We start from the raw sequence: 3,528 nt of genomic DNA on the forward strand, positions 1-3,528 counted from the left end.
ATGACAAAAAAAAAAAGAACAAATGCCCCGAGTCTACTGCATATCTTTTAATTAATGATACATCAACAGCCCATTTTTTATTTGCGCTGGTTTTGTATAAGGATGTTCCTTTTCTTGATGCTCTCCCATAATATGAAATACTGTCCAACCATTTGCTTTAAGTTGATCGGCTATCATTGATCGATGACACCGCCACCAAACTGCTTCAGAACACATAATTGCACATTTTTTTTGCAATGCCAAGGCTTCCAGTTGGACCATTGCTTCCTTAAACTCAGGCGTTTCCATATAATCGGCATAACCTCTAAATGATGGATGTTTCCAGATGATATTTTCCGATTCAGGATGTGCTTTTCTTCTGCCACCCAAAGCTTCAATATGAAGGTATTGGATTTTTTCATCGGGCAAAACCACTTCAAGATTTGCTTTATTGAACTGTGGAAATTTTAAAGATCCCGGAAACCGTCTTACATCAACAAGTTCCTCGATACCATAACTATTGAGCAACCCCAAAAAATCTTCAATTTTTCGGATTGAATGCCCAACGGTCCATATCGTTTTTTGGGTATTCAAAATTCTACATTTTATGATCTATATTTTATGGCTCCATTTTTTTTATATTCTGAATGACTCCCCCATCAACCAAAATATCAGTGCCCGTAATAAACCGTGCACCGTGGCCTGCCAAGAAATGAATAACATCAGCAACATCTTCCGGCTGTCCATTACGCTTTAATGGCGTGGCCTGCTTAATAGCTGCCATGCGTTCAGGGTGTTCCTCTGCGGCTTTTAAAGCCATTGGCGTTTCAATGACTCCGGGAGAAACACTTAAAATCCTTGCCCCTTTTTCGCCCCATTTATCAACATTTTTATGGGTTAATAATTGAACGCCGCGTTTCACGAAATTGTACATCACATCAGAACTATCATGCACAAATTGGCTCACCGTTTCAAAGGAACCTTCTGCCTGCGGATTGGTCAATGCATCATCATATTTATCGTAAGGCGCAACCGTATAAGCCATCATTGAAGACAGCAAAATGGCAACCGAATCCTGGAGGGCAATATCATAAAAGGCATCAATCAATAATTCTGTGGCCACAAGATCAATGGTATATACTTTTTTCAAATCGTTTACCGTGCCACTAACCCCGGCAGTGTGGATCAAGGCTTGCATATCTCCAGCTTTACCGACAAAATCCACTAGACTTTTGATATCAGCCGTTTTTGTAATATCACATGCAATTCCCGATACGTCCAAGCCTTCTTTTTGAAGTGTTGTTACCGCCTCATCAACAAGTTTTTGGGAATAATCCGTAATAACTATGGGTTGATTTTTAAAGGTCCTGGCACAGGCTTGTGCAATGCCACCCATTCCACCCGTAATTACTATTATTTTTTTTCTAACATCCATAAGTATTCTTTTATAAATTGAAATTTTATTTTACATAAACGCTGGTTAAAAATAAGATTTTAACCAGCATTCAAAAAGTGTTTTTATATTTTTTTTAATAACGGGTTACCGCTCCAAAGCCATTAAATTTTTCAAGCTCGCCTTTCGGAAGAAAAACAACATCGCCACCAAAACTCAAATTCATTTCAATCATTTCATCATAAATATCATCGATAACATTTTTATCGGTTCTTTCATCTTCCGATACAAAAACGATTTCATTATTTTCCAAAATAGCAGGCTGGAACAAACCTTGTTCCACAAAAAGAGTCTGTATTTTTCCTTCGGAGATAGCTCTCCAAATCTCGTTGGTATCACTTAGGAATTTATTTTCTGAAACTGCTTTTAGCAATTCCTCTTTTCGATCGTTATTCCTTTTGATATTATGTGCTTCAACAATTTTGGCAGCTTCCTGAACAATGGCATGATCTTTTTCTGCCATTCTGTTTTTATTTAAGAACGACGTAAAAATGCTGTCTTTCTGATCAGCTATTTTCAGGTATTCCGGGTAATTCTCTTCCACGGTGCAAATCAAAACAGGTAACGGATTGTTTTTTCTAATACGATTGACTTCTTTATCAACGGTATTAAAAAATTCGGCAATCAGATTGGATTTTCTTGATGCTATTGCCGCTTCGGATTTATTTTTTGTGAAAAACTGTTTGTTTTCAATTGGGAATGGCGATTTAAATTCCTGGACTACCTGATTGTTGATGGCCTCGATCAACCTGGCTTTTTCCTGGCTCAGCACCAAAATATAATAATGTGCTTCGGCGTGCAACGCCCTTACCAAATCTCTGGTGGCAAACGTATTGTCAATGATAACGCGATCTACCACCGGGATGGACAATCTTGTAAACTCGGCAATATCATCATTTACAAAAAGAATGAGACTGTCTAAATTATGGCTGTGATCTATTTGTCCCGCAAGTCCATGTAATTTTTCAATCAACTTGGTTGCATCACGTTTTGTGGTATCAGCCAGCAATCTTGTCTCCACTTCCTTAATATGGTTTTTAAGGGCCAATTCATCTTTCAAATAATCAGGTTTCGTTCTGTGGGAATTCATAATAATGGTCACACAGTTCTCTGCATTAATGTCCTTAAGTTCTTTTAAAGTTGGTTTCATATTTTTAAATTTCAAACGGGTTAATAAATACTTTAATCAAAATGTGTTTAGTTGAAATAGACGGCCTCAAATACCGCTAGAGGTGCCCTTCTTCCAACATTTAACGAAAGCACATCGCCATTGATGGCGTAATTGTCGGCAAGCTCAAATATTTTCAAAAAATCGGATTCATTAACATCAACATCCGGGCACATCATCAATGTGGTTGCCATTTTGTTAAAACGGATTCGGTTTCCTTCTTGCAAAGTATAAGATCCCGTAATATTATTACAACCGGCAAATCCAACAACTCTGTTATCATCATTCTTCAACATAAAGTAAATGTCACGAGTTTGGTTTTCACTCATTTTAACTTCTTTTCCTTCCAAAGTTTTTAACTTCCAATATTTTTCTACTATCGGAGCATTAGCTTCTTCTTTGGCAAAAACAGCCAAAGGTGCTCTTCGCGCTTTGTTCAACGATAACTTTCCGTCAGCAATGGTAAAATTGTCAGCTGTTTCAAAAACACTTAATATTTCAGATTCATTGATATCTGAATCTGGACAAGCCATACGGGTTGAAGCCATTTGTGAGAAAGAAATTTTTGTGCCTTCCAATTTATACGTTCCCATAAAGGTATTACAACCGGAATAACCATTCACACGATTATCCTTTGAATTGAGCGTAAAATAAATAGCTTTACCACGATTATTGGTAGTAGACATGTCTTTTCCTTCCAATGTAGAAATGACCCACTTTACATCTTCAACAGATTGGTTCTTGGTGTTTTCCATAAGTTTTGAATTGTCATCGGTTGCAGTTGAACCGACTTGTTTACTTGAGTTACAGCCCATAATTGTCAATGCGATAAGCGCTACGGTTGTTAACTTAATTTTCATAGATTCTTTTTTTAATTTTTAATTTTGTTTTTCTATTTGCAATTTTCAATGACATAAATTTAACCAAA

Annotated in this window: 4 protein-coding genes; all 4 read right to left on the reverse strand. The window is 36.9% G+C overall.

All coding sequences use genetic code 11. From position 1 onward, the window contains the following. Positions 1-51 precede the first annotated feature (51 nt). Entirely contained in the window at positions 52-573 is a 522-nt protein-coding gene (locus VNJ50_RS12830) for a DUF488 domain-containing protein (protein WP_325582538.1), read from the reverse strand. Between the two features lie 25 nt (positions 574-598). Next, on the reverse strand, positions 599-1,414 hold the full coding sequence (locus tag VNJ50_RS12835) for an SDR family oxidoreductase (protein ID WP_325582540.1): 816 nt from the start codon (positions 1,412-1,414) through the stop codon (positions 599-601). Positions 1,415-1,508: 94 nt separating this feature from the next. Beyond that, positions 1,509-2,582 carry a hypothetical protein gene (locus VNJ50_RS12840; RefSeq protein ID WP_325582542.1) on the reverse strand — a complete coding sequence of 358 codons (1,074 nt, stop codon included), beginning with the start codon at positions 2,580-2,582 and terminating at the stop codon, positions 1,509-1,511. 47 nt (positions 2,583-2,629) lie between these two features. After that, positions 2,630-3,460, reverse strand: a complete 831-nt coding sequence (locus VNJ50_RS12845; protein WP_325582544.1) for an META domain-containing protein — start codon at positions 3,458-3,460, stop codon at positions 2,630-2,632. Between the last annotated feature and the right edge of the window lie 68 nt (positions 3,461-3,528).

This window comes from Gelidibacter sp. (genome assembly GCF_035577925.1).
Lineage (GTDB): Bacteria > Bacteroidota > Bacteroidia > Flavobacteriales > Flavobacteriaceae > Gelidibacter.